Raw genomic sequence first — 25,213 nt, 5'->3', positions numbered from 1 at the left:
GGGCGGGTTCGCTTTCCCACAGGAGTTCCTCATGACGAATCGTATCTCTCGCCTCAAAACTGCACTGTTTGCCAATACCCGTGAAATCTCGCTAGAGCGGGCGCTGCTTTATACCGCCAGCCATCGGCAAACCGAAGGCGAGCCAGTGATATTGCGCCGGGCGAAAGCGACAGCGTATATCCTTGAACATGTTGAAATTTCGATTCGTGATGAAGAACTGATTGCCGGTAACCGCACCGTAAAACCGCGCGCCGGGATTATGTCGCCGGAAATGGACCCTTATTGGTTGCTGAAAGAGCTGGATCAATTCCCGACGCGCCCGCAAGACCGTTTCGCCATTAGCGAAGAAGATAAACGTATCTACCGCGAAGAGTTGTTCTCGTACTGGGAAAAACGTTCGATGAAAGATTTCATCAACGGGCAGATGACGGATGAAGTAAAAGCCGCGACCAGCACGCAGATTTTCAGCATCAACCAGACGGATAAAGGTCAGGGGCACATTATTATTGATTACCCGCGCCTGCTGAATCACGGGCTGGGGGAGCTGGTGGCGCAGATGCAGCAACATTGTCAGCAACAGCCGGAGAATCACTTTTATCAGGCAGCGCTGTTACTGCTCGAAGCCTCGCAGAAACACATTCTGCGTTACGCCGAACTGGCGGAAACGATGGCGGCAAACTGCCCGGATGCTCAGCGTCGCGAAGAGTTACTGACCATTGCGGAGATCTCCCGCCATAACGCCGAACATAAGCCGCAGACGTTCTGGCAGGCGTGCCAGTTATTCTGGTACATGAACATCATTCTGCAATACGAATCCAACGCCAGTTCGCTATCGTTGGGGCGCTTCGACCAGTATATGTTGCCGTTCTATCAGGCATCATTAACCCAGGGCGAAGATCCGGCGTTCCTGAAAGAACTGCTCGAATCTTTATGGGTGAAATGCAACGACATCGTGCTGTTGCGCTCCACCAGTAGCGCGCGTTATTTCGCAGGTTTCCCGACCGGCTATACCGCACTGCTCGGCGGGTTAACCGAGAATGGACGTAGCGCGGTGAACGTGCTTTCGTTCCTCTGTCTCGACGCCTATCAAAGCGTGCAATTACCGCAACCGAACCTCGGCGTGCGCACTAACGCCTTGATCGACACGCCGTTCCTGATGAAAACCGCAGAAACCATTCGCCTCGGCACAGGTATTCCGCAAATCTTTAACGATGAAGTGGTGGTGCCAGCGTTCCTCAACCGTGGCGTTTCGCTGGAAGATGCGCGCGACTATTCCGTAGTGGGCTGTGTGGAATTATCTATTCCCGGCAGAACCTACGGCTTGCATGACATCGCGATGTTTAACCTGCTGAAAGTGATGGAAATCTGCCTGCATGAAAATGAAGGCAATGCTGCGCTGAGTTATGAAGGTTTGCTGGAACAGATCCGCGCCAAGATCAGCCACTACATCACCCTGATGGTTGAGGGCAGCAATATTTGCGATATCGGTCACCGTGACTGGGCACCTGTACCGCTGCTCTCGTCGTTTATCAGCGATTGTCTGGAGAAAGGCCGCGATATTACCGATGGCGGCGCGCGTTATAACTTCTCCGGCGTACAGGGGATCGGTATCGCCAACCTGAGCGATTCTCTCCATGCGTTGAAAGGGATGATTTTTGAACAACAGCGTTTAAGTTTTGACGAATTGCTGTCGGTATTAAAAGCTAACTTCGCAACGCCAGAAGGTGAAAAAGTCCGCGCTCGCTTAATTAACCGCTTCGAGAAATACGGTAATGATATCGACGAGGTGGATAACATCAGCGCCGAACTGTTACGCCATTACTGCAAAGAAGTGGAAAAATACCAGAACCCGCGCGGCGGCTACTTCACGCCGGGATCGTATACCGTTTCTGCTCACGTCCCGTTGGGATCGGTGGTTGGCGCGACGCCAGACGGTCGTTTTGCCGGGGAACAGCTGGCAGACGGCGGCTTGTCACCCATGCTGGGTCAGGACGGGCAAGGGCCAACGGCGGTACTGAAGTCAGTCAGTAAGCTCGATAACACGCTGCTTTCTAACGGGACGTTGCTGAACGTGAAATTCACTCCGGCGACCCTGGAAGGTGAAGCGGGATTACGCAAACTGGCCGACTTCTTACGGGCATTTACCCAGCTTAAGTTGCAGCATGTTCAATTTAACGTAGTGAACGCCGACACGTTACGTGAAGCCCAATTACGCCCGCAGGACTATGCGGGGCTGGTGGTACGCGTTGCCGGATACAGCGCCTTCTTTGTCGAACTGTCGAAGGAGATCCAGGATGACATCATCCGCCGGACTGCGCATCAGCTGTAACGTTGTAGAAACGCGCCACGATGATGTGGCGCGCATTTTCAACATTCAGCGTTATTCGCTGAATGACGGCGAGGGCATTCGTACGGTGGTCTTTTTTAAAGGCTGTCCGCATCTTTGCCCGTGGTGTGCTAACCCGGAGTCGATCTCCGGCAAAATCCAGACGGTGCGCAGAGAGGCGAAATGCCTGCACTGCGCGAAATGTTTGCGCGATGCGGATGAATGCCCCTCCGGTGCGTTTGAACGGATTGGTCGCGATATCAGCCTTGACGCGCTGGAGCGGGAAGTGATGAAAGATGACGTTTTCTTTCGCACGTCCGGCGGCGGCGTCACGCTTTCTGGCGGCGAAGTATTAATGCAGGCGGAGTTTGCTACCCGTTTTTTACAGCGACTGCGGTTGTGGGGTGTGTCATGCGCCATCGAAACTGCCGGAGACGCGCCAGCCAGCAAACTGTTGCCGCTGGCGAAATTGTGCGATGAAGTGTTGTTCGATTTAAAAATTATGGACGCGACTCAGGCGCGGGATGTGGTGAAGATGAATCTGCCACGCGTGCTGGAGAACTTGCGTTTGCTGGTGAGTGAGGGGGTCAACGTGATCCCGCGTTTGCCGCTGATCCCCGGTTTCACGCTCAGCCGGGAGAATATGCAGCAGGCGCTGGACGTGCTGATCCCGCTGAATATCAGGCAGATCCATCTGTTACCGTTTCATCAGTACGGCGAGCCGAAATACCGCTTGCTGGGGAAAACATGGTCGATGAAAGAGGTTTCAGCGCCGTCGTCAGCCGATGTGGCAACAATGCGCGAAATGGCAGAACGGGCCGGATTTCAGGTTACCGTGGGAGGTTAAAATGGCATACCTGGTGGCAGTAACCGCCTGCGTGAGCGGCGTGGCGCATACTTATATGGCGGCGGAACGGCTGGAAAAATTATGTCAGATAGAGAAGTGGGGCGTCAGCATTGAAACCCAGGGCGCGCTGGGAACGGAGAATCGTTTAGCGGACGAGGATATCCGCCGGGCGGATGTTGCGCTGTTGATTACGGATATCGAGCTTGCTGGTGCCGAGCGATTTGAACATTGTCGCTACGTGCAATGCAGTATCTACGCGTTCCTGCGTGAGCCGCAGCGGGTGATGAGCGCGGTGCGTAAAGTGCTTTCTGCGCCGCAGCAAACCCATCTTATTCTGGAGTAGTCGGTTTTTCTGTCAGTTGGCTGTGGTACTGCCGACGATATTCCGACGGCGAGCGTTCGGTATTTTTACGAAACAGACGGCAGAAGTAGTTGCTGTCGACAAAGCCGCAGGCGTGCGCCACTTCTTTTACCTTCAGGTCATAGCCTTTCAATAACGTCTTAGCGTGCTCCAGTCGCGTGTGATTCAGGTATTCGTTAAAACCAATGGCCCCCGTTTTTTGAAACAGGTGCGAGAGATAATTTGGCGAAATATAGAATGCCTGTGCGACAGATTCGCGGGTAAGCGCGGAGGCATAGCGTTCGTCGATATAATCACGAATAGCTTCGAATAGTGCCTGGCTGCGTGAGGCTGTCTGGATTTGGCTGCCAAGCAAATCGCGGCAGTGGCTAAGCAGGCTGGCGACGATCAGCCTTGCCGTTTGCTGCTCCTGTGGCTGCATTTGCATTTCATTGAGCGTTTGTAGCAGAAAAGAACCAATGCGCGGGCCGCGTCGGGCGACGTGCTGCTTCGCCAGATTTTGATATTGCTTGCCATCCCATTGCACGACGCTGAAGCCGAGTTGCTGTTTGCCAAACAGCACACTAAAAGTGGTGGCGGGGGCTTGCCATTGTGGGAAATTCCAGCCGCCAGCGGGAACGTACAGCACATCGCCGGGAACTAACGTTGCTCCAGCGCCGGTATCAACAAACTCACCTTCCAGCACTATTTCCAGCCGTGGAAAATCGACCTGATACGCAAGATCGGGCACCGGGCCGTTGCTGCTGGCAAAGTAAATCTGGCGCAGCGACAGCGGGCCGTTTATCAGGCGGGAGAGCAGATAGCTGACGTCGTGATACATGTTATTCCCTTAGGTATGTAGACGGGAAAACAGTAACTGGCATTATGAAAAAAGGCCACCTGAAAAGTGTGGCCTGAGGGGCGTTCGATGTAAACATTGCGGCAGTTGTATTGCCGGATGCGGCGTAAACGCTTTATCTGACCTACCGCCGCGATCTGTAGGCCGGATAAGACGCGTCAAGCGTCGCATCCGGCAAATAGCATCTGGCTGATAATTACTGATTACCCACCTGATCGCCATACGGCAGAGTGTCGTAATCGATCAGCGCATTTTTCTTATACGGGTTACCAATCCAGCGGGTAGTTTCTTTGAACTGCGGATTCACCACTGAACGGGTTGGATCGTAACCGTCGTAAGATAAGCCCGCCAAATCTGACCAGGTGTGGATCAGTTCCGCCAGACTGTATTTGCGATCAACATCCTGCGAGAAATCACGCGGATGAGTCGCCTGCCATTTTTCTGACGTCCACAGCAGGAACGGAATGGTGTACATATGACGCGTCGGGTTGTCTTCGTTACGCCCCTGAGTTTTGTGTGGCGGCGTGTCGTAAACCTCTTCACCGTGGTCAGAGAAATAAACCAGGAATCCGTTCGGATCTGCTGCTTTAAAGTCTTTAATCAGGCTGGCAACCACATGATCGTTATACAGGTTAGCGTTGTCATAATCGTTATATGACTCCAGCTCTTCTGCGCTTAATCCTGGCGGAACATGATCGGTATCGCCATCAAACTTGCCCTGATTTTCCGGGTAACGGTATTTGTATTTGATATGCGTACCCAGCAGATGAACGATGATCAGTTTCTTCGGCGCAGGGTCCTTCAGCACTTCCTGGAACGGCTTCAGCACGTTGGTGTCGTATTCACGCGCACTCTGCGTACGTTGCTGGTTCATGTAGTACTGCTTGTCGGTCTGGCGCGAAAATACCGTCAGCATGGTGTTGCGGGCAGTCATCGTCTGCTGGTTGGTTATCCAGAAGGTTTTATAACCTGCCTGTTTCATCATGTTCATCAGCGACGGCTGTGTCAGATACAGGTCCGGGTTCTTTTCGTTGGCAAAGGTCAGCGCCTGTTGCAGGATTTCAATGGTGTACGGACGCGATGTGACCACGTTATTGAACACCGTCAGGTTCGGATCGGTTTTATGCAGCGCATCCAGTTCCGGCGTGGTTTCACGCGGATAGCCGTACAGGCTCATGCGTCCACGCTGGGTCGATTCGCCAATCACCAGCACTAAGGTGCGCGGTTCGTTACCCGATTCGTCTTTGAAATTAGCCAGTGGCGGTAATGCGTTATTTTCATTCAGCAGCTTCGTCAGTGAGTTCAGTTGTTGACGATACTGATAATAACCGGTCAGAAATTGCCACGGCGCGGCAGGTTCCATGCGAGATGCCAGATTATCCAACGTTTTCTCAAACGGCTTGTGTTTGATAAACGTGTTCATGGCGATAGGGTGCAGAATCAAACCATAAAGCAGGGCAAAAGAGACGATATAACGCCACGGCTTTGGAATATAGACCGGGCGCAGGCGCGTCCACAGCAAAATTGCCACCGCCGTATAGGCCAGCGCGATAAGCACAATCTTCAGGCTGAAATACTGGCTTAAATACTCGCTGGCTTCGTTGGTGTTGGTTTCAAACATCACAAACAGAACGCTCTGCGAGAACTCCTGACCGTAGATGACGTAGTAGCACAACGCTGCCAGAGACGCCGCCCACAGCATTACGCCGATTACTGCTGCGATAATCTTAATCCGCTTCGGAAAGAGGAATACCGGGATCAACCACAGCGAACTGAACAGCAGCGAGTCGCGAATGCCGTTGGTGCCGCTGTAGCCGCTGATGTAAATAATGGCCTGTAACAGGGTAGAGAAAAACCAAAAGTAGAGTAGTGCCCAACCCAGGGCTTTCCAGCTAAAAATGGGTTTAGTCTGGACTTCAGTGGAATGCATAGTAAGAACCCGTTTTGGATAATAGCGCCGAATGTAAGGACAAAACCTTAAGGATATCTGAAGGGATATCCAGAATCTGGGTGAAATGCAGACAGAAATATATTGAAAACGAAGGTGTTAGAACAGAAGTATTTCAGAAAACCCTCGCGCTATTGCACGAGGGTTGATAGAGGAGGGGGGTTAGCCAGTATTACGCATACCAGCTGCAATTCCGGCAATAGTGACCATCAACGCTTGTTCGACGCGGGGATCTGGCTCCTGGCCTTCTTTTTCAGCCTGGCGCGAACGATGCAGCAACTCTGCCTGCAGTACGTTCAGCGGGTCAGTGTATATATTTCGTAGCTGAATAGACTCGGCAATCCACGGTAGATCGGCCATCAGATGGGAGTCGTTGGCAATCGCCAGCACCACTTTGATGTCTTCTTCTTGCAGATTGCGTAACTCTTTACCTAACGGCCACAGTGCTTTGTCGACCAGGCGTTGGTCATAGTATTCCGCCAGCCACAGATCTGCTTTGGCGAATACCATTTCCAGCATACCCAGACGCGTTGAGAAGAACGGCCAGTCGCGGCACATGGCTTCCAGTTCGCTCTGTTTGCCATCTTCCACCACTTTTTGCAGCGCCGTACCCGCGCCCAGCCAGGCGGGGAGCATCAGGCGGTTTTGTGTCCAGGCAAAAATCCACGGAATGGCGCGCAGAGACTCGACGCCGCCGGTTGGGCGACGTTTCGCTGGGCGTGAACCTAACGGCAGTTTACCCAGTTCCTGTTCCGGCGTAGCGGAGCGGAAGTAAGGGACAAAGTCTTTGTTTTCACGCACGTATCCGCGGTAGACATCGCAGGAGATGACCGACAGTTCATCCATAATGTGACGCCAGCTCTCTTTCGGCTCAGGCGGTGGCAGCAGGTTGGCTTCCAGAATCGCTCCGGTGTACAGCGACAGGCTGCTGACGGTGATTTCTGGCAGACCGTATTTGAAGCGGATCATCTCGCCCTGTTCAGTCACGCGCAGGCCGCCTTTCAGGCTTCCCGGCGGTTGCGACAGCAGCGCCGCATGGGCAGGTGCGCCGCCGCGACCAATGGAACCGCCGCGACCGTGGAACAGCGTCAGTTCAATACCCGCTTTTTCGCAGGTTTTGATTAACGCGTCCTGTGCCTGATATTGCGCCCAGGAGGCCGCCATCACGCCCGCATCTTTTGCTGAGTCGGAATAGCCAATCATCACCATCTGTTTGCCCTGAATCAGACCGCGATACCAGTCGATATTTAGCAGTTGGGTCATGACATCGTTGGCGTTGTTCAGGTCATCGAGAGTTTCAAACAGCGGTGCGACTGGCATCGCAAATCCAATACCCGCTTCTTTCAGCAGCAGGTGGACGGCCAGTACGTCGGACGGCGTTTTCGCCATCGAGATCACGTAGGCGGCAATAGAGCCTTGCGGCGCTTCGGCAATCACCTGACAGGTATCGAGCACTTCGCGCGTTTCGGCGCTTGGTTGCCAGTTGCGTGGTAGCAGCGGACGTTTGGAGTTCAGTTCGCGGATCAGGAACGCCTGTTTGTCGGCCTCTGACCAGCTTTCGTAATCGCCAATGCCGAGATAGCGGGTCAGCTCGCCCAGCGCTTCGGTATGGCGGGTACTCTCCTGACGGATATCAATACGCACCAGCGGTACGCCGAAACATTTCACGCGGCGCAGGGTGTCGAGCAGATCGCCGTTGGCGATAATACCCATGCCACACGCCTGAAGTGACTGGTAGCAAGCATAGAGCGGTTCCCACAGTTCTTCATTCTGCGTCAGCAGACCTTCCGGCTTCGGCAGCTCTTCGCCTTTCAGACGCGCCTCCAGCCAGGCCTGTGTCGCCATCAGGCGAGAACGCAGGTTTTTCATCAGATAGCGATACGGTTCTGCGGCACCTTCTTCGCCAACCAGCGCCAGCAGTTCTGGGGTGGCCTCAACCATCGACAGTTCAGAAACCAGAACCTGAATATCTTTCAGGAACAAATCGGTGGCTTTCCAGCGGCTGAGCAGCAGGACGTGGCGGGTGATATCGGCAGTGACGTTCGGGTTGCCGTCGCGGTCGCCGCCCATCCACGAAGTAAAACGGACCGGAACAAATTCGACGGGCAGTTTGTAGCCGAGATTCTCTTCCAGTTGTTCGTTCAGTTCGCGCAGGTAATTTGGTACGCCTTGCCACAGGCTGTTTTCCACTACGGCAAAGCCCCATTTGGCTTCATCTACCGGGCTTGGACGCAGCTTACGGATTTCATCAGTATGCCAGGACTGAGCAATCAACTGGCGCAGGCGGCGCATCAGCTGGTGGTGTTCGTAGTCGGCGATATCTTTGTTATCGAGCTGCTTTAAGCAGGCGTTCACTTCCACCATTTTGTGGATCAGTGTACGACGGGTAATTTCGGTTGGATGAGCCGTGAGGACCAGTTCCAGCGACAGAGATTCCACTGCTTTTTTGATGGTGTCTTCGCTCAGTTCCGGCTGGTTTTTCAGTTTACGCAGGGTGCGGGCGATCACTTCCGGATTGCTGGCAGCCTCGCCTTTCGGCGAAATGCTGTGGTATTGCTCGGCGGTGTTGGCCAGGTTCAGGAACTGACTAAACGCACGCGCAACGGGCAGCAGCTCGTCGTTCGACAAATTTTGTAAAGTGGTGAGTAACTCCTGGCGGTTAGCATCATTGCCAGCGCGTGAAGATTTGGACAACTTACGGATAGTTTCTACGCGTTCAAGAATGTGTTCTCCCAACGCATCCTTGATGGTTTCTCCCAGCACTTTGCCGAGCATACTGACATTACTACGCAATGCGGAATATTGTTCGTTCATATGACCCCAGACACCCATCTTATCGTTTGATAGCCCTGTATCCTTCACGTCGCATTGGCGCGAATATGCTCGGGCTTTGCTTTTCGTCGTCTTTTATAAAGCCACGTAAAAGCGGTGACGTCAAATGCTGCGAAATCGCTTCAGCAAACGAATAAATAGCAGGAATTTACGCCATTAAATTCACGACGTTTTAAATAAGCGTAACTTATGGGAATGTTAAAAAATCGCCATACATAACACCAAAGGTGTAGGTCGGATAAGATGCGCAAGCATCGCATCCGACATTATTGTGGCACCGGAGTTTGGCAACGGTGCCGGATGCGGCGCGAGCGCCTTATCCGGTCTACGTTTTAATGCCAGCAAAAATGGTGAATCACCTGGGTAATCAATTCACGGGTGGGTTTAATAAACCGCGTCTCCAGATATTCATCAGGCTGATGAGCCTGATTAATTGAGCCAGGCCCTAGAACCAGCGTCGGGCATAACGTTTGAATAAACGGCGCTTCGGTACAGTAGTTAACCACTTCGGTCTTTGCACCGAGCAATTTCTCAACCACTTCAACCAGTTGATGATTTGGCGGGCATTCATAGCCTGGGATCGGTGGGTGCAACTCTTCGACCGTCAGACGACCCGGCCAGCGTTCGCTCACCGGAGCCAGCGCGTCGTTGAGTAGGCCATTAAGTTCATTAAGTGTCATGCCCGGCAGCGGTCGAATATCCATATGCAACTCACAGCAGGCGCAAATTCGGTTAGAGGCGTCGCCGCCGTGAATATGCCCGAGGTTGAGCGTGGGGTATGGCACGGTAAACGCTTCGTAGTGATAACGTTCTTTCAGGTTATCGCGTAACTGCAAAATATGGCCGATGGCGTCGTGCATCAGTTCGATAGCGTTAACTCCGCGCGCCGGATCGCTGGAGTGGCCCGACTGACCCAGAATGCGAATGGCATTTGAGATGTGGCCTTTATGCGCGCGTACCGGTTGCAGCGACGTCGGTTCGCCAATGATGGCGCAATCCGGGCGCAGGGCGGTAGTTTCGGCAAAATAACGCGCTCCGGCCATACTGGTTTCTTCATCGGCAGTCGCCAGAATGTAGAGCGGTTTTTTCAGTTTCGTGACGTCGACATCGCGTAGCGCATCAAGGATAAACGCAAAAAAGCCTTTCATGTCGGCAGTGCCTAAGCCGTAAAGCTTGCCGTCATGCTCCGTCAGTGTAAACGGATCGCGCGTCCAGCGACCGTCATCAAATGGCACCGTATCGGTATGCCCCGCCAGCAACAAGCCGCCAGCCCCCTGTCCGGTACTTGCCAGCATATTAAATTTGTTGCGAGTTCCTGGCACAGGCTGCACTTCCACATTGAAGCCCAAATCTTTAAACCAGTCCGCCAGCAGAGTGATTAAATCTGCATTGCTTTGATCGAGTGCCTCTTCCGTAGCGCTTATTGAAGGTGTGGCAATCAGAGCGCGGTAAATCTCGATAAATGGCGGTAATTTGTTTTTCATTGTTGACACACCTCTGGTCATGATAGTATCAATATTCATGCAGTATTTATGAATAAAAATACACTAACGTTGAGCGTAATAAAACCCACCAGCCGTAAGGTGAATGTTTTACGTTTAACCTGGCAACCAGACATAAGAAGGTGAATAGCCCCGATGTTAAATACGCTGATTGTGGGTGCCAGCGGCTACGCTGGCGCAGAGCTAGTGACCTATGTAAATCGCCATCCGCATATGAACATAACCGCTTTGACTGTTTCAGCGCAAAGCAATGATGCGGGAAAGTTAATCTCCGATTTGCATCCGCAGCTAAAAGGCATCGTTGATCTGCCGTTGCAGCCGATGTCGGATATCAGCGAGTTTAGCCCAGGGGTGGACGTGGTGTTTCTCGCCACCGCCCATGAAGTTAGCCACGATTTAGCGCCGCAGTTTCTTGAAGCGGGCTGCGTGGTGTTCGACCTTTCCGGCGCGTTTCGTGTTAACGACGCCACCTTCTATGAAAAATATTACGGCTTTACCCATCAATACCCGGAACTGCTGGAACAGGCAGCCTACGGTCTGGCGGAGTGGTGCGGTAATAAATTAAAAGAAGCGAACTTGATTGCGGTGCCAGGCTGTTATCCGACGGCGGCACAGTTGGCGCTGAAACCGTTGATTGATGCCGATCTTCTTGACCTCAATCAGTGGCCGGTGATCAACGCCACCAGCGGCGTGAGCGGTGCAGGACGTAAGGCAGCGATTTCAAATAGTTTTTGTGAAGTTAGTCTGCAACCGTATGGCATCTTTACCCATCGCCACCAGCCGGAGATCGCTACGCATCTCGGTGCTGACGTCATCTTCACCCCGCATCTGGGCAATTTCCCGCGCGGTATTCTCGAAACCATTACCTGCCGCCTGAAACCGGGCGTGAGTCAGGCGCAAGTGGCGCAGACATTACAGCAGGCGTATGCGCATAAACCGTTGGTGCGTCTGTATGACAAAGGCGTTCCGGCACTAAAAAATGTCGTCGGGCTGCCGTTTTGCGATATCGGATTTGCCGTTCAGGGCGAGCATCTGATTATTGTGGCGACCGAAGATAACTTACTGAAAGGCGCGGCGGCACAGGCAATCCAGTGTGCCAATATTCGTTTCGGCTATGCCCAAACGCAGTCTCTTATTTAAGGGTGCAATGATGAATCCATTAATTATCAAGCTGGGCGGCGTACTGCTGGATAGCGAAGAGGCGCTGGAACGGCTGTTCAGCGCACTGGTGAAATATCGTGAGTCACATCAGCGTCCGCTAGTGATTGTCCACGGCGGCGGCTGCGTGGTGGATGAGCTGATGAAAGGGCTGAATCTGCCGGTGAAAAAGAAAAACGGCCTGCGGGTGACGCCTGCGGATCAGATAGACATTATCACCGGAGCGCTGGCGGGAACGGCAAATAAAACCCTGCTGGCATGGGCGAAGAAACATCAGATTGCGGCCGTAGGTTTGTTTCTCGGTGACGGCGACAGCGTCAAAGTGACCCAGCTTGATGAAGAGTTAGGCCATGTTGGACTGGCGCAGCCAGGTTCGCCTAAGCTTATCAATACGTTGCTGGAAAACGGTTATCTGCCAGTGGTCAGCTCCATTGGCGTAACGGACGAAGGGCAACTGATGAACGTCAATGCCGACCAGGCGGCGACGGCGCTGGCGGCAACGCTGTGCGCAGATCTGATTTTGCTCTCCGACGTCAGCGGCATTCTCGACGGTAAAGGGCAACGCATTGCCGAAATGACCGCCGCGAAAGCGGAACAACTGATTGAGCAGGGCATTATTACCGACGGCATGATTGTAAAAGTGAACGCGGCGCTGGATGCTGCGCGCACGCTGGGCCGTCCGGTAGATATCGCCTCCTGGCGTCATGCGGAACAGCTTCCGGCACTGTTTAACGGTATGCCGATGGGTACGCGGATTTTAGCTTAAGTTTTGTTGGCCGGAGACGTCGCTTTCCGGCATTGAATTTCAACATAAGGAAACAGAGTTATGGCACTTTGGGGCGGGCGTTTTACCCAGGCAGCAGATCAGCGGTTCAAACAATTCAACGACTCACTGCGTTTTGATTACCGTCTGGCGGAGCAGGATATTGTTGGCTCTGTGGCCTGGTCCAAAGCCCTGGTAACGGTCGGCGTGTTAACCGCAGAAGAGCAGGCGCAACTGGAAGAGGCGCTGAACGTGCTGCTGGAAGATGTTCGCGCCAGGCCACAACAAATCCTTGAAAGCGATGCCGAAGATATCCATAGCTGGGTGGAAGGCAAACTGATCGACAAAGTGGGCCAGTTAGGCAAAAAACTGCATACCGGGCGTAGCCGTAATGATCAGGTAGCGACTGACCTGAAACTGTGGTGCAAAGATACCGTTAGCGAGTTACTGACGGCTAACCGGCAGTTACAATCCGCTCTGGTCGAGACCGCGCAGAACAATCAGGACGCGGTGATGCCGGGTTACACCCACCTGCAACGCGCTCAACCGGTGACTTTCGCGCACTGGTGCCTGGCCTACGTTGAGATGCTGGCGCGTGATGAAAGCCGTTTGCAGGACGCGCTTAAGCGTCTGGATGTCAGCCCGTTAGGCTGTGGCGCACTGGCGGGAACGGCCTATGAAATCGACCGTGAACAGTTAGCAGGCTGGCTGGGCTTTGCTTCGGCGACCCGTAACAGTCTCGACAGCGTTTCTGACCGTGATCATGTGCTGGAACTGCTTTCTGCTGCCGCTATTGGCATGGTGCATCTGTCGCGTTTTGCTGAAGATCTGATTTTCTTTAATACCGGCGAGGCGGGGTTTGTCGAGCTTTCTGACCGCGTGACTTCCGGTTCATCATTAATGCCGCAGAAGAAAAACCCGGATGCGCTGGAGCTGATTCGTGGTAAATGCGGTCGTGTGCAGGGCGCGTTAACCGGCATGATGATGACGCTGAAAGGTTTGCCGCTGGCTTACAACAAAGATATGCAGGAAGACAAAGAAGGTCTGTTCGACGCGCTCGATACCTGGCTGGATTGCCTGCATATGGCGGCGCTGGTGCTGGACGGCATTCAGGTGAAACGTCCGCGTTGCCAGGAAGCGGCGCAGCAAGGTTACGCCAACGCCACTGAACTGGCGGATTACCTGGTGGCGAAAGGCGTACCGTTCCGCGAGGCGCACCATATTGTTGGTGAAGCGGTGGTGGAAGCCATTCGTCAGGGCAAACCGCTGGAAGATCTGCCGCTCAGTGAGTTGCAGAAATTCAGCCACGTGATTGGCGAAGATGTCTATCCGATTCTGTCGCTACAATCGTGCCTCGACAAGCGTGCGGCAAAAGGCGGCGTCTCACCGCAGCAGGTGGCCCAGGCGATTGCTTTTGCAAGGGCGCGGTTGGGGTAAGAACATTTATATGTACAAATTTGAGCCTGGCTTATCGCCGGGCTTTTTTATGGCAAAAAAAAGCGGATCCTGGAGATCCGCAAAAGTTCACGTTGGCTTTAGTTATTCGAGTTGAGAAACTCTCGAAACGGGCAGTGACTTCAAGGGTTAAAAGAGGTGCCGCTCCGTTTCTGTGCGCAATTATCAGTCACAATGCTTGATAGGGATAATCGTTCGTTGCTATGCTACCTATCGCCATGAACTATCGTGGCGATGGAGGATGGATAATGAATATTCGTGATCTTGAGTACCTGGTGGCATTGGCCGAGCACCGCCATTTTCGCCGTGCGGCAGATTCCTGCCACGTTAGCCAGCCGACGCTTAGCGGGCAAATTCGTAAGCTGGAAGATGAGCTGGGCGTGATGTTGCTGGAGCGGACCAGCCGTAAAGTGTTATTCACCCAGGCGGGAATGCTACTGGTGGATCAGGCGCGTACCGTGCTGCGCGAGGTGAAAGTCCTTAAAGAGATGGCAAGCCAGCAGGGGGAGACGATGTCCGGGCCGCTGCATATTGGTTTGATTCCTACGGTTGGGCCTTACCTGTTGCCGCATATCATCCCGATGCTGCACCAGACCTTTCCGAAGCTGGAAATGTATCTGCATGAAGCGCAGACCCATCAGTTACTGGCGCAACTGGACAGTGGCAAACTCGACTGCGTGATCCTCGCGCTGGTGAAAGAGAGCGAAGCATTCATTGAAGTACCGTTGTTTGATGAACCCATGTTGTTGGCAGTCTATGAAGATCACCCGTGGTCTAATCGCGAATGCGTGCCGATGGCCGATCTGGCAGGGGAAAAACTGCTGATGCTGGAAGATGGTCACTGTCTGCGCGATCAGGCAATGGGCTTCTGCTTTGAAGCTGGAGCGGATGAAGATACACACTTCCGCGCGACCAGTCTGGAGACGCTGCGCAACATGGTAGCCGCAGGTAGCGGGATCACTTTATTGCCTGCGCTGGCTGTACCGCCAGAACGCAAACGCGATGGCGTGGTTTATCTGCCGTGCATTAAGCCGGAACCACGCCGTACCATTGGCCTGGTTTATCGTCCTGGCTCACCGCTGCGCAGCCGCTATGAGCAGCTGGCAGAGGCCATCCGCGCAAAAATGGATGGCCATTTCGATAAAGCGTTAAAACAGGCGGTTTAAGCCGTTTAATGCCGCTACCCGATAGGCTTCCGCCATGGTCGGGTAGTTAAAGGTGGTGTTGACGAAGTACTCAATGGTGTTGCCGCCACCTTTCTGTTCCATAATCGCCTGACCGATATGAATAATTTCGGCAGCGCGCTCACCAAAGCAATGGATCCCCAGAATCTCTTTTGTTTCCCGATGGAACAAAATTTTCAGCGTACCCACGTTCATGCCAACGATTTGTGCACGCGCCAGATGTTTAAACTGGGCGCGGCCTACTTCATACGGTACTTTCATCGCGGTCAGCTGCTGTTCAGTTTTGCCCACGGAGCTGATTTCCGGGATGGTGTAAATACCGGTAGGGATATCTTCAATCAAGTGCGCGGTGGCTTCACCTTTTACCAGCGCCTGCGCGGCAATGCGCCCCTGGTCATAGGCCGCTGAAGCCAGGCTTGGATAACCAATCACGTCGCCCACCGCGTAAACGTGCGGCTGCGCGGTCTGATACATGCTGTTGACCTTCAGCTGTCCGCGACTGTCAGTTTCCAGCCCAATGTTCTGTAACGCCAGCGAATCGGTATTACCGGTGCGACCGTTGGCATAGAGCAGACAGTCGGCTTTCAGTTTTTTGCCCGACTTCAGATGCATGATCACACCGTCGTCACAGCCTTCGATCTTCTCGTACTCTTCGTTGTGACGAATCACTACGCCACTGTTCCAGAAGTGATAGGAGAGCGAATCTGACATCTCTTGATCGAGAAACGCCAACAGGCGATCGCGGGTATTGATCAGATCTACTTTTACATCCATACCGCGGAAGATCGACGCATATTCACAGCCGATCACTCCAGCACCGTAAATAAGTACATGGCGCGGTTCGTGGTGCATGCTAAGAATTGAGTCGCTGTCGTAAATGCGTGGATGGGTGAAATCGACGTCTGCTGGATGATAAGGGCGTGAGCCGCAGGCTATGACAAATTTTTCTGCGGTTAATGTTTCGACCGTGCCGTCCGGGCAGTCCAGCGCCAACGTATGCTCGTCAACAAAGCGAGCGTTCCCCTGCAATATTTCACAGTGATTACGTTCGTAAAATCCCTGACGCATGCGCGTTTGTTGATTAATCACGTTATCGGCATGGTTAAGGATATCGGCAAAAGAAGAGCGGAGCAGTCGGGAATGGTCGCTGTAAAGTGGGTTTTGATTGAATTCTATAATGCGGCTGACAGCGTGACGGAGAGCTTTCGACGGGATGGTGCCCCAGTGGGTGCAACCGCCGCCAACATTTTGATAACGCTCGATAACTGCGACGCGCGCACCTTGCTTAACCAGGCCCATTGCAGCGCCTTCGCCGCCGGGGCCGGAACCTATTACTATGGCATCGTAATCGTAGGAATGTGGCATGGTAGGGCTTACCTGTTCTTATACATAAAAGCAACAGAATGGTAACATTTTATCGCGGGTAAGCCAATTGATCCCCGTCATTTATCTGGCTATATCGTGAGCGGCCTTTGCTTTGTCTTCCTCCTTCTTATTTTATTTATTCACTATTAATTGCTTTTTATTATGGCTGATAGTTTTATCTTGCCGAAGTGTGCTTTTTTGTTATTGTCTATGTTAAATATTCTTATAAAACAAACATATAAATATTTTATATTGATGCCTTATTTATATTTATACCATCAATAAAATCCGTTAATTAACCTGTTTATAAGTGAATAAAGGAATAGTCGATGATCGAACACTACATTCGTGGGTTTGAGGAAGAACTGCGCGAGATCCGCCATCAGATCCATGAAAACCCGGAGCTGGGATTACAGGAATTTAAAACCAGTGCTCTGGTTGCGGAAAAGCTGCGCCAGTGGGGCTATGAGGTAGAGCAAGGACTGGCGACGACGGGGATAGTGGCCACGTTAAGAGTGGGCGACGGAGAGAAAAGTATTGGCCTGCGGGCGGATATGGATGCGCTGCCAATTTATGAAAATAGTGGCAAGCCCTGGGCCAGTAAACATCCCGGTTTAATGCACGCATGCGGGCATGACGGCCATACCACGATATTACTAGGAGCTGCACGTTATCTTGCCGAAACTCGTCGTTTTAACGGCACGTTACGTCTTATCTTCCAGCCCGCAGAAGAGATGATTAACGGCGGCGAGATTATGGTCAAAGAAGGTCTTTTTGACCACTTCCCCTGCGATGTCATTTTCGGGATGCACAACATGCCGGGCTTGCCGGTTGGCAAGTTTTTCTTCCAGCCAGGGGCGCTAATGGCGTCAATGGATCAGTTCCACATCACAGTTCGTGGCTGTGGAGGGCATGGCGCAATTCCTCACAAAGCCATCGATCCGGTGCTGGTCGCGGCACATATCACCACTGCATTACAAAGCATTGTGTCGCGCAATGTCGATCCGCTGGAAGCGGCGGTAATTACCGTTGGCAGCATTGTTGCGGGTGAGGCCGCTAACGTCATTCCTGACAGTGCTGAGATGAAAATCAGCGTCCGCTCTCTTAGCCGCGATACCCGACAACTTCTACTGACCCGTATTCCGGCTCTGGCGCAAGCCCAGGCTGTCAGCTTTGGCGCTACGGCTGAGGTTACGCATGTTAACGGTACGCCGGTATTAGTGAATGACGAGGAGATGGCGCGCTTCGCCTGGCAGGTGGCGTGTAAAACGTTTGGTGAAGATCGGGCCGAGTTTGGCATCAAGCCCCTGATGGGCAGTGAGGATTTCTCTTTCATGCTGGAAGCCCAGCCGAAAGGCGCTTTTTTGCTGTTCGGTAATGGCGATGTCGGGGAAGGTTCCTGCATGGTGCATAACCCGGGCTACGACTTCAACGATGCAAGTCTGGTCCCGGCGTGCAGCTACTGGGGCGCACTGGTAGAAGCCTGGCTGCAATAAATAAAACAACACACAACAACACTTTCTGGCAAGGAACATGGAATGACGGCGATCGTAAATGGAAGCGTGATTGTGAAGAAAAAGCCTAGCGGTAAGCGGGTGATTTTTGCTTCGGCGTTTGGCAATGCGCTCGAATTTTTTGATTTTGGCGTTTACAACTTTTTTGTGGTCTATATCAGTACGCTTTTCTTCCCGCCCAGTGCCGATCACAATGTCGCGCTGTTACTGGCATTTGCAACGTTTGGCGTGAGTTTTTTTATGCGCCCGCTTGGTGGAATTATCGTCGGGGCCTGGGCCGATCGTTTCGGACGCAAACCCGCGATGGTGTTCACCATTGCCCTGATGAGCCTCGGCACGTTGATGATTGGCATTGCGCCGACCTATGCAACGGCGGGCTATTGGGGAACGGCGACGCTGGTACTGGCGCGTCTGATTCAGGGTGTTGCGGCAGGTGGTGAAGTCGGCGCCTCAATGTCTTTACTGGTTGAATCAGCTCCGGCAAATCGTCGCGGTTTTTACAGCAGTTGGTCGCTGGCGACCCAGGGGCTGGCAACGACCTTTGGTGGTGTTGTCGCTTTAGGTCTGAGCACTTGGCTACCGTTCGCCACAGGTTCAGAAACCGTAATGGCAGAATGGGGCTGGCGTGTGCCATTTTTTATTGGCGTGTTATTAGCACCGATCGGTTGCTGGTTGCGTCTGAGCCTGGAAAATGACGTACCTGAACCTGTACACAATAAAAAAGCTGCTGCCAGCGAAAGCGCGTTCTCTCTGCTCCTGCAACATAAAGCGATTATCATTAACGGCGTTTTACTCGCTATCGGTAGCACGGTAGCAACCTATATTTCCCTCTTTTACTATGGCACCTGGGCGGCGAAGTATCTGGCAATGCCTCAACACTATTCTCATGCAGCGATGTTACTGGCGGGGGTAATTACGTTTGTGGGCGCGCTGTTGGTGGGGATGCTATGTGATTCGGTCGGGCGTAAAAAACTGATTTTAATCTCTCGTGTGATGGTTCTGATCTGTAGCTGGCCTTCGTTCTGGCTGTTGGTGAATTACCCCAGTCCCGGCATGTTGCTGACGGTCGTTTTCGTGATGGTCAGCTTTACCACGCTTGGTGGGGTACCGGTAATGTTGCTGATTTCCGAACTGTTGCCGAAACGGATTCGGGCATTAGGCTTCGCGTTGGTTTATAGCATTGGCGTAGCAATCTTCGGCGGTTTTGCGCAATATTTCGCCACGCAATCCATCGTGTTACTGGATAGCCTGACGGCTCCGGCGTGGTATCTGGGCGGGGGCACATTGCTGTCTATGCTGGCGTTGCTGTTTGTAAAAGAACCGGCTAAAGAGTTGCAGTAAATGTGTTTTATTGCGCTACCGTTCATTCACAACACTGGAGCAATCCAGTATGTTCATTCTCTGGTATAGTGCCAGCAGTACTTTTGGCAAGGATTCAGACATCGTGATGGGCGTAAGAGCGCAGCAAAAAGAAAAAACCCGACGTTCGCTGGTAGAGGCCGCATTTAGCCAATTAAGTGCTGAACGCAGCTTCGCCAGCCTGAGTTTACGTGAAGTGGCGCGTGAAGCGGGCATTGCTCCCACCTCTTTTTATCGGCATTTCCGCGACGTAGACGAACTGGGTCTGACCATGGTTGACGAGAGTGGTTTGATGCTGCGTCAGCTTATGCGCCAGGCGCGTCAGCGTATCGCTAAAGGCGGGAGTGTGATCCGTACCTCGGTATCCACATTTATGGAGTTCATCGGTAATAATCCTAACGCCTTCCGGTTATTATTGCGGGAACGCTCCGGCACCTCCGCCGCGTTTCGTGCCGCCGTTGCGCGTGAAATTCAGCACTTCATTGCGGAACTTGCGGACTATCTTGAACTCGAAAACCATATGCCTCGCGCGTTTACTGAAGCGCAAGCCGAAGCAATGGTGACGATTGTCTTCAGCGCGGGTGCCGAGGCGTTGGATGTCGGCGTCGAACAACGTCGGCAATTAGAAGAGCGACTGGTACTGCAACTGCGAATGATTTCGAAAGGGGCTTATTACTGGTATCGCCGTGAACAAGAGAAAACCGCAATTATTCCGGGAAATGTGAAGGACGAGTAATGAAACAAGCAAATCAAGATAGAGGTACGCTGCTGCTGGCGTTAGTTGCTGGCTTATCGATTAATGGTACTTTCGCAGCGCTGTTTAGCTCCATTGTGCCATTTTCTGTATTCCCGATTATTTCCCTGGTGCTGACGGTTTACTGCCTGCATCAACGTTATCTTAATCGCACTATGCCGGTCGGCTTGCCGGGTCTGGCTGCTGCCTGTTTTATTCTCGGCGTTCTGCTTTATAGCACTGTGGTTCGTGCGGAATATCCGGATATCGGTTCTAACTTCTTCCCGGCTGTGCTGTCCGTCATTATGGTGTTCTGGATTGGCGCGAAGATGCGTAACCGTAAGCAGGAAGTTGCTGAGTAATCGGAATCATGCCGGATGCTGGCGCATCCGGCATGGGTTTTACTTCGCGGTCAGTAATACGCCGCACTCCATATGGTGCGTGTAGGGGAATTGATCAAACAGAGCCAGACGTTCAACCTTGTGCGTCTGGCTTAATGTTTCCAGATTCTTGCATAATGTTTCCGGATTGCAGGAGATATACAGAATACGCGGATACGCCTGCACCATTTTCTCGGTTTCACTGTCCAGACCGCTGCGCGGTGGGTCGACAAAAATGGTTTCGCACTGATAACTCTTTAAGTCGATCCCTTGCAGGCGGTTAAACTCGCGCACACCATTCATCGCCTGAGTAAATTCTTCTGCCGCCATACGAATAATTTGTACGTTATCAATATGGTTAGCTGCGATGTTGTATTGCGCGGCGGCGACCGACGGCTTGGCGATTTCGGTGGCTAATACCCGATCAAAATTACGCGCCAGCGCTAATGAAAAGTTACCGTTGCCGCAGTATAGCTCCAGTAAATCGCCTTTTGAGCCTTTGGTTACGTCCAGCGCCCATTCCAGCATCTGAATATTCATCGCCGCGTTTGGCTGGGTAAAGCTGTTTTCTACCTGACGGTAGATCATCTCTTTTCCGGCGACCGGCAGACGTTCATCGATGTAATCCTGATCCAGCGCGATTTTGGTTTTCGTTGCCCGACCAATCAGATGCACATTCAGATTCTGCGCGCGCAACGCATCGCGCAGGGCTTCCGCCTGCTGACGCCATTCGTCATCCAGCTTTTTATGGTACAGCAGGGAAACCACCGCCTGATTACTCAGCGTGGTGAGGTAATCAATCTGGAACAACTTGTGGCGCAGAACGGGATTATTACGCACACCCGCAATCATCGCCGTCATCAACTGGTTGATGAGTTCACTGGCGGCGGGGAAGCTATCCACGCGGATACGGCTTTTGGTTTGTTGATCGAAAATGATGTGATATAGGTCATCGCCATCGTGCCAGATGCGGAACTCCGCACGCATCCGGTAATGACTGACCGGCGAGCGAAACACTTCCGGAACCAGGTCAGAAAACGGTGCCATCATACTTTGCAAACGTACCACTTTTTCGGCTAACTGCGCTTCATACTGTTCTGTTGGAAGGTGTTCGGGGGTCATGATGTATCCTGAAAAATTAAAGTACGCGGCGATTGTAGGGATTGCTCATCAGATGTCCAGATCTTGATGAATTCCTATTTGTGAGCTACGTCTGGACAGTAAGTTGTTACAACCTGTAGCATCCACTTGCCGGTCCTGTGAGTTAATAGGGAATCCAGTGCGAATCTGGAGCTGACGCGCAGCGGTAAGGAAAGGTGCGATGATTGCGTTATGCGGACACTGCCATCCGGTGGGAAGTCATCATCTCTTTGTATCTTCAGATACCCCTCCAAGCCCGAAGACCTGCCGGCCAACGTCGCATCTGGTTCTCATCATCGCGTAATATTGATGAAACCTGCGGCATCCTTCTTCTATTGTGGATGCTTTACAATGATTAAAAAAGCTTCGCTGCTGACGGCGTGTTCTGTCACAGCCTTTTCCGCTTGGGCACAGGATATCAGCCCGGATACTCTCGTTGTTACTGCTAACCGTTTTGAACAGCCGCGCAGCACTGTACTTGCACCAACCACCGTTGTGACGCGTCAGGATATCGACCGCTGGCAGTCGACCTCGGTTAATGATGTGCTGCGCCGTCTTCCGGGCGTGGATATCACCCAAAACGGCGGTTCAGGTCAGCTTTCTTCTATTTTTATTCGTGGCACAAATGCCAGTCATGTGTTGGTGTTAATTGATGGCGTACGCCTGAATCTGGCAGGGGTGAGTGGTTCAGCCGATCTTAGTCAATTCCCCATTGCACTTGTTCAGCGTGTCGAATATATCCGTGGGCCGCGTTCCGCCGTTTATGGTTCTGATGCAATAGGCGGGGTGGTGAATATCATCACGACGCGCGATGAACCTGGAACGGAAATTTCAGCGGGGTGGGGAAGCCATAGTTATCAGAACTATGATGTCTCTACGCAGCAACAACTGGGGGATAAGACACGGGTAACTCTGTTGGGCGATTACGCTTATACCCATGGTTATGATGTTGTCGCTTACGGCAATACAGGAATGCAAGCGCAGCCTGATAACGATGGTTTCTTAAGTAAAACGCTTTATGGTGCGCTGGAACATAATTTTACCGATGCCTGGAGCGGCTTTGTACGTGGCTATGGCTATGATAATCGGACCAATTATGACGCGTATTATTCTCCGGGTTCACCATTGGTCGATACCCGTAAACTCTATAGTCAAAGTTGGGACGCCGGGCTGCGCTATAACGGCGAACTGATTAAATCACAACTCATTACTAGCTATAGCCATAGCAAAGATTACAACTACGATCCGCATTATGGTCGTTATGATTCGTCGGCGACGCTCGATGAGATGAAGCAATACACCGTCCAGTGGGCAAACAATGTCATCGTTGGTCACGGTAGTATTGGCGCGGGTGTCGACTGGCAGAAACAGACTACGACGCCGGGTACAGGTTACGTTGAGGATGGATATGATCAACGTAATACCGGCATCTATCTGACCGGGCTGCAACAAGTTGGCGATTTTACCTTTGAAGGCGCAGCACGCAGCGACGATAACTCACAGTTTGGTCGTCATGGAACCTGGCAAACCAGCGTCGGATGGGAGTTCATCGAAGGTTATCGTTTTATCGCTTCCTATGGGACATCTTATAAGGCACCAAATCTTGGACAACTGTACGGCTTCTACGGTAATCCGGATCTGGACCCTGAGAAAAGCAAACAGTGGGAAGGCGCGTTTGAAGGTTTAACAGCAGGAGTGAACTGGCGTATTTCCGGATATCGTAACGACGTTAGTGACTTAATCGATTATGACGACCATATCCTGAAATATTACAACGAAGGGAAAGCGCGGATTAAAGGTGTCGAGGCGACCGCCAATTTTGATACCGGACCACTGACGCATACTGTGAGTTACGATTATGTTGATGCCCGTAACGCGATTACTGACACGCCGTTGTTACGCCGTGCTAAACAGCAGGTGAAATACCAGCTCGATTGGCAGCTGTATGACTTCGACTGGGGGATTACTTATCAGTATTTAGGCTCTCGCTATGATAAGGATTACTCATCTTATCCTTATCAAACCGTTAAAATGGGCGGTGTGAGCTTGTGGGATCTTGCGGTTGCGTATCCGGTCACCTCTCACCTGACAGTTCGTGGTAAAATAGCCAACCTGTTCGACAAAGATTATGAGACAGTCTATGGCTACCAAACTGCAGGACGGGAATACACCTTGTCTGGCAGCTACACCTTCTGAACCACGTCCCACCGTGCTGGTGTTTGACTCCGGCGTCGGTGGGTTGTCGGTCTATGACGAGATCCGGCATCTCTTACCGGATCTCCATTACATTTATGCTTTCGATAACGTCGCTTTCCCGTATGGCGAAAAAAGCGAAGAGTTTATTGTTGAGCGTGTGGTGGAAATTGTCACCGCAGTGCAAGAGCGTTATCCCCTTGCGCTGGCTGTGGTCGCTTGCAACACCGCCAGTACCGTCTCACTTCCTGCATTACGCGAAAAGTTTGCGTTCCCGGTTGTCGGTGTCGTTCCGGCAATTAAGCCAGCGGCACGCCTGACAGCTAATGGCATTGTCGGATTGCTGGCAACTCGTGGTACGGTAAAACGTTCTTATACCCACGAGCTAATTGCGCGTTTCGCTAATGAATGTCAGATAGAGATGCTGGGCTCGGCAGAAATGGTTGAGCTGGCTGAAGCGAAGCTGCATGGCGAAGAAATCTCTCTGGATACGCTAAAACGTATCCTGCGCCCGTGGTTAAGAATGAAAGAGCCGCCAGATACCGTTGTTCTGGGTTGCACCCATTTTCCTCTACTACAAGAAGAACTGTTAAAGGTGCTGCCAGAGGGAACCCGGCTGGTGGATTCTGGCGCAGCGATTGCCCGCCGAACGGCCTGGCTGCTGGAACATGAAGCTCCTGAGGCAAAATCTGCCGATGCGAACATTGCCTTTTGCATGGCCATGACGCCAGAAGCTGAACAGTTATTACCCGTTTTACAGCGTTACGGCTTCAAAACGCTCGAAAAACTGGCAGTTTCAGGCTGATTTGGTTGAATGTTGCGCATTCGGAAAATTATTTTAAATTTCCTCTTGTCAGCTCAGAATAACTCCCTATAATGCGCCACCACTGACACGGAACAACGGCAAACACGCCGCCGGGTCAGCGGGATTCTCCTGAGAATTCCGGCAGAGAAAAGCAAAAAAATGCTTGACTCTGTAGCGGGAAAGCGTATTATGCACACCCCGCGCCGCTGAGAAAAAGCGAAGCGGCACTGCTCTTTAACAATTTATCAGACAATCTGTGTGGGCACTCGAAGATACGGATTCTTAACGTCGCAAGACGATAAATGAATACCAAGTCTCAAGAGTGAACACGTAATTCATTACGAAGTTTAATTCTTTGAGCATCAAACTTTTAAATTGAAGAGTTTGATCATGGCTCAGATTGAACGCTGGCGGCAGGCCTAACACATGCAAGTCGAACGGTAACAGGAAGAAGCTTGCTTCTTTGCTGACGAGTGGCGGACGGGTGAGTAATGTCGTGGGAAACTGCCT

General features: G+C 52.2%; 19 protein-coding genes, 1 rRNA gene and 1 riboswitch. Of the genes, 14 read left to right on the top strand and 6 right to left on the bottom strand.

What is annotated here, in order from left to right:
* Window positions 1-31: 31 nt before the first annotated feature.
* Genes AACU94_RS15575 through AACU94_RS15565 form a run of 3 tightly spaced genes read left to right on the top strand, consistent with a single transcriptional unit; the run spans window position 32 to window position 3,516 of the window.
* Window positions 32-2,329 carry a formate C-acetyltransferase gene (locus AACU94_RS15575; RefSeq protein WP_135488448.1) on the top strand — a complete coding sequence of 766 codons (2,298 nt, stop codon included), beginning with the start codon at window positions 32-34 and terminating at the stop codon, window positions 2,327-2,329.
* The gene (locus tag AACU94_RS15570; protein WP_135488447.1) at window positions 2,295-3,173 is read left to right on the top strand and encodes a [formate-C-acetyltransferase]-activating enzyme; all 879 of its coding nucleotides are present in this window, start codon (window positions 2,295-2,297) and stop codon (window positions 3,171-3,173) included. The genes AACU94_RS15575 and AACU94_RS15570 overlap by 35 nt, the downstream gene beginning before the upstream one ends.
* Window position 3,174: 1 nt before the next feature.
* A complete protein-coding gene (locus AACU94_RS15565; RefSeq protein WP_032304250.1) occupies window positions 3,175-3,516 on the top strand; it encodes a PTS fructose-like transporter subunit IIB in 342 nt (113 codons plus the stop codon).
* Here AACU94_RS15565 and AACU94_RS15560 read toward each other — a convergent pair.
* The 4 genes from AACU94_RS15560 to argE form a co-directional block, all read right to left on the bottom strand.
* Window positions 3,503-4,354: an AraC family transcriptional regulator gene (locus tag AACU94_RS15560; protein ID WP_000274636.1), complete on the bottom strand. Its 852-nt coding sequence runs from the start codon at window positions 4,352-4,354 to the stop codon at window positions 3,503-3,505. The two genes, AACU94_RS15565 and AACU94_RS15560, sit on opposite strands and share 14 nt — an antisense overlap.
* A gap of 214 nt (window positions 4,355-4,568) precedes the next feature.
* Complete coding sequence (locus AACU94_RS15555; RefSeq protein ID WP_135488446.1) at window positions 4,569-6,302, bottom strand: phosphoethanolamine transferase CptA; 1,734 nt, start codon at window positions 6,300-6,302, stop codon at window positions 4,569-4,571.
* Between the two features lie 180 nt (window positions 6,303-6,482).
* Complete coding sequence (ppc, locus tag AACU94_RS15550; protein ID WP_135488445.1) at window positions 6,483-9,134, bottom strand: phosphoenolpyruvate carboxylase; 2,652 nt, start codon at window positions 9,132-9,134, stop codon at window positions 6,483-6,485.
* 350 nt (window positions 9,135-9,484) lie between these two features.
* A complete protein-coding gene (argE, locus tag AACU94_RS15545; RefSeq protein ID WP_130258324.1) occupies window positions 9,485-10,636 on the bottom strand; it encodes an acetylornithine deacetylase in 1,152 nt (383 codons plus the stop codon).
* A 153-nt stretch (window positions 10,637-10,789) separates the two neighbouring features.
* Between argE and argC the strand changes: the two genes are divergently transcribed.
* The 4 genes from argC to oxyR all read left to right on the top strand — a co-directional run bounded on the left by argC (window position 10,790) and on the right by oxyR (window position 15,196).
* Entirely contained in the window at window positions 10,790-11,794 is a 1,005-nt protein-coding gene (argC, locus tag AACU94_RS15540) for an N-acetyl-gamma-glutamyl-phosphate reductase (protein ID WP_135488444.1), read from the top strand.
* Between the two features lie 7 nt (window positions 11,795-11,801).
* A complete protein-coding gene (gene argB, locus AACU94_RS15535; protein WP_130258322.1) occupies window positions 11,802-12,578 on the top strand; it encodes an acetylglutamate kinase in 777 nt (258 codons plus the stop codon).
* A gap of 60 nt (window positions 12,579-12,638) precedes the next feature.
* Complete coding sequence (argH, locus tag AACU94_RS15530) at window positions 12,639-14,012, top strand: argininosuccinate lyase (RefSeq protein WP_130222322.1); 1,374 nt, start codon at window positions 12,639-12,641, stop codon at window positions 14,010-14,012.
* Between the two features lie 266 nt (window positions 14,013-14,278).
* Window positions 14,279-15,196 (top strand): DNA-binding transcriptional regulator OxyR, encoded by a 918-nt coding sequence (gene oxyR, locus AACU94_RS15525; RefSeq protein WP_130206544.1) that lies wholly within the window; start codon window positions 14,279-14,281, stop codon window positions 15,194-15,196.
* Here the strand turns inward: oxyR and sthA are convergent.
* Entirely contained in the window at window positions 15,179-16,579 is a 1,401-nt protein-coding gene (gene sthA / locus AACU94_RS15520) for a Si-specific NAD(P)(+) transhydrogenase (protein WP_001120822.1), read from the bottom strand. The genes oxyR and sthA overlap by 18 nt on opposite strands.
* Before the next feature lie 329 nt (window positions 16,580-16,908).
* Between sthA and AACU94_RS15515 the strand changes: the two genes are divergently transcribed.
* The 4 genes from AACU94_RS15515 (at window position 16,909) to AACU94_RS15500 (ending at window position 20,547) form a co-directional block, all read left to right on the top strand.
* The gene (locus AACU94_RS15515) at window positions 16,909-18,075 is read left to right on the top strand and encodes a M20 aminoacylase family protein (protein WP_135488443.1); all 1,167 of its coding nucleotides are present in this window, start codon (window positions 16,909-16,911) and stop codon (window positions 18,073-18,075) included.
* Window positions 18,076-18,117: 42 nt separating this feature from the next.
* A complete protein-coding gene (locus tag AACU94_RS15510) occupies window positions 18,118-19,434 on the top strand; it encodes a citrate-proton symporter (RefSeq protein WP_131161585.1) in 1,317 nt (438 codons plus the stop codon).
* Between the two features lie 103 nt (window positions 19,435-19,537).
* On the top strand, window positions 19,538-20,188 hold the full coding sequence (fabR, locus tag AACU94_RS15505; protein ID WP_001309117.1) for an HTH-type transcriptional repressor FabR: 651 nt from the start codon (window positions 19,538-19,540) through the stop codon (window positions 20,186-20,188).
* Window positions 20,188-20,547: a YijD family membrane protein gene (locus AACU94_RS15500; RefSeq protein ID WP_000806411.1), complete on the top strand. Its 360-nt coding sequence runs from the start codon at window positions 20,188-20,190 to the stop codon at window positions 20,545-20,547. The genes fabR and AACU94_RS15500 overlap by 1 nt, the downstream gene beginning before the upstream one ends.
* Before the next feature lie 39 nt (window positions 20,548-20,586).
* Here AACU94_RS15500 and trmA read toward each other — a convergent pair whose 3' ends face one another.
* On the bottom strand, window positions 20,587-21,687 hold the full coding sequence (gene trmA / locus AACU94_RS15495) for a tRNA (uridine(54)-C5)-methyltransferase TrmA (RefSeq protein WP_000187026.1): 1,101 nt from the start codon (window positions 21,685-21,687) through the stop codon (window positions 20,587-20,589).
* A 113-nt stretch (window positions 21,688-21,800) separates the two neighbouring features.
* Window positions 21,801-21,991, top strand: a riboswitch (cobalamin riboswitch).
* Between the two features lie 65 nt (window positions 21,992-22,056).
* Here trmA and btuB point away from each other — a divergent pair.
* The 3 genes from btuB to AACU94_RS15480 all read left to right on the top strand — a co-directional run.
* Window positions 22,057-23,901, top strand: coding sequence for a TonB-dependent vitamin B12 receptor BtuB (gene btuB / locus AACU94_RS15490; protein ID WP_135488442.1), 1,845 nt, complete (start codon window positions 22,057-22,059; stop codon window positions 23,899-23,901).
* A complete protein-coding gene (murI, locus tag AACU94_RS15485; protein WP_135488441.1) occupies window positions 23,846-24,703 on the top strand; it encodes a glutamate racemase in 858 nt (285 codons plus the stop codon). Before btuB ends, murI begins: the two co-directional genes overlap by 56 nt.
* A 372-nt stretch (window positions 24,704-25,075) precedes the next feature.
* Window positions 25,076-25,213, top strand: a 16S ribosomal RNA gene (locus AACU94_RS15480); the annotation flags it as partial.

Origin of the sequence: Escherichia sp. E4702 (assembly GCF_963883545.1) — a bacterium.
Taxonomy (GTDB): domain Bacteria; phylum Pseudomonadota; class Gammaproteobacteria; order Enterobacterales; family Enterobacteriaceae; genus Escherichia.
This window is presented reverse-complemented; position numbering and strand designations above follow the sequence as displayed.

What these genes read in the sequence shown, in the direction of transcription:
- AACU94_RS15575 (WP_135488448.1), top strand. Translation starts at nt 32, where the DNA reads ATGACGAATCGTATCTCTCGCCTCAAAACTGCACTGTTTGCCAATACC.
- AACU94_RS15570 (WP_135488447.1), top strand. Translation starts at nt 2,295, where the DNA reads ATGACATCATCCGCCGGACTGCGCATCAGCTGTAACGTTGTAGAAACG.
- AACU94_RS15565 (WP_032304250.1), top strand. Translation starts at nt 3,175, where the DNA reads ATGGCATACCTGGTGGCAGTAACCGCCTGCGTGAGCGGCGTGGCGCAT.
- AACU94_RS15560 (WP_000274636.1), bottom strand. Translation starts at nt 4,354, where the DNA reads ATGTATCACGACGTCAGCTATCTGCTCTCCCGCCTGATAAACGGCCCG.
- AACU94_RS15555 (WP_135488446.1), bottom strand. Translation starts at nt 6,302, where the DNA reads ATGCATTCCACTGAAGTCCAGACTAAACCCATTTTTAGCTGGAAAGCC.
- ppc (WP_135488445.1), bottom strand. Translation starts at nt 9,134, where the DNA reads ATGAACGAACAATATTCCGCATTGCGTAGTAATGTCAGTATGCTCGGC.
- argE (WP_130258324.1), bottom strand. Translation starts at nt 10,636, where the DNA reads ATGAAAAACAAATTACCGCCATTTATCGAGATTTACCGCGCTCTGATT.
- argC (WP_135488444.1), top strand. Translation starts at nt 10,790, where the DNA reads ATGTTAAATACGCTGATTGTGGGTGCCAGCGGCTACGCTGGCGCAGAG.
- argB (WP_130258322.1), top strand. Translation starts at nt 11,802, where the DNA reads ATGATGAATCCATTAATTATCAAGCTGGGCGGCGTACTGCTGGATAGC.
- argH (WP_130222322.1), top strand. Translation starts at nt 12,639, where the DNA reads ATGGCACTTTGGGGCGGGCGTTTTACCCAGGCAGCAGATCAGCGGTTC.
- oxyR (WP_130206544.1), top strand. Translation starts at nt 14,279, where the DNA reads ATGAATATTCGTGATCTTGAGTACCTGGTGGCATTGGCCGAGCACCGC.
- sthA (WP_001120822.1), bottom strand. Translation starts at nt 16,579, where the DNA reads ATGCCACATTCCTACGATTACGATGCCATAGTAATAGGTTCCGGCCCC.
- AACU94_RS15515 (WP_135488443.1), top strand. Translation starts at nt 16,909, where the DNA reads ATGATCGAACACTACATTCGTGGGTTTGAGGAAGAACTGCGCGAGATC.
- AACU94_RS15510 (WP_131161585.1), top strand. Translation starts at nt 18,118, where the DNA reads ATGACGGCGATCGTAAATGGAAGCGTGATTGTGAAGAAAAAGCCTAGC.
- AACU94_RS15500 (WP_000806411.1), top strand. Translation starts at nt 20,188, where the DNA reads ATGAAACAAGCAAATCAAGATAGAGGTACGCTGCTGCTGGCGTTAGTT.
- trmA (WP_000187026.1), bottom strand. Translation starts at nt 21,687, where the DNA reads ATGACCCCCGAACACCTTCCAACAGAACAGTATGAAGCGCAGTTAGCC.
- btuB (WP_135488442.1), top strand. Translation starts at nt 22,057, where the DNA reads ATGATTAAAAAAGCTTCGCTGCTGACGGCGTGTTCTGTCACAGCCTTT.
- murI (WP_135488441.1), top strand. Translation starts at nt 23,846, where the DNA reads ATGGCTACCAAACTGCAGGACGGGAATACACCTTGTCTGGCAGCTACA.